Source organism: Christiangramia lutea, assembly GCF_022489035.1.
In the GTDB taxonomy this organism is placed as follows: Bacteria; Bacteroidota; Bacteroidia; order Flavobacteriales; family Flavobacteriaceae; genus Christiangramia; species Christiangramia lutea.
Map to the genome: position 1 here is coordinate 1 of NZ_JAKVTV010000024.1, position 972 is coordinate 972.

The window sequence follows — 972 nt, forward strand, 5'->3', positions numbered from 1 at the left end:
TAACGGTCTCGGTTATCGCCAGTTGGCGGAGTAAGGGACGCGGATTTGTCGGCTTAGTATTGGTTTGTTGGTCAATTTAATTATTTTCTTACTAACGGTGCCGCTTATTGGCGATGAACCGTTGTTAGCTAACGTTTTTTACTAGTCTTTTCATTAGAAGTAGTTCTTCTACATTTATGAATTTCATTGTTTTTAGGAATAGATTGTTTTCAATGATTTCTATTTCTAATCCCTTTGCTCCTTTTAGTTTTTTTAAAGTTTGATTGACTTTAAAATGGTTTTCGGATTTTTTAATTGTAAAAGATTCGTAACCTCTCATTTTTAGGTCATCGTCGTTTTTAAATATATCCAAGAACTTTTGGGTTGCAGTTTTTTCTCTTAAATAATAGTGTCCCAAATTACTTTCCAATTTCACCCAAATCATTATTTGAGATTCATGATAGGTAGTTTCAAAGTATCCTGGTACTTTATCAATTAAAACAACGGCAGGCATAAATATATAACCATCGCAGTATTTTATTTTAAAGCAATCAGAATAACTCCAATCATCATATTTTGATAGAATCTTTGTGTTTTCTAAAATTTCTAATTCTGATTCGGAAAACCTATATCTCTTATATTCTCTACTTTCTCTAAGAAGATTTATTGCTCTTTCGGCCTCCTTTTGTTCTTCTGTGTGTAATTTCTCTATTTCTTTTTCTGGGATGGTGATATACTCATTGTCATGGCTAATCCAATGTCCAGATTCAGCTTCTTCTAAAGTCAATTTAGCACCTGTTTCAGGATCGATAATATATTCATCTGCAAGACTTTCATTAATTCTTTTTTCATATTCCCTTTCTGCTTTAGTTCCCTTAAGCATGATCTTTAAAAGTTGATATAAAAAGGTTATTCCAATTAATGAAACTGCTAAATAGAATATGATTTCTCCTAATTTCACTCTTTCTAAAAAATGTTAGCTAACGGTCTCGG

General features: G+C 31.7%; 1 protein-coding gene. It reads right to left on the reverse strand.

The features are described from left to right. Window positions 1-124: 124 nt before the first annotated feature. The gene (locus ML462_RS15985) at window positions 125-940 is read right to left on the reverse strand and encodes a hypothetical protein (RefSeq protein ID WP_240714836.1); all 816 of its coding nucleotides are present in this window, start codon (window positions 938-940) and stop codon (window positions 125-127) included. Between the last annotated feature and the right edge of the window lie 32 nt (window positions 941-972).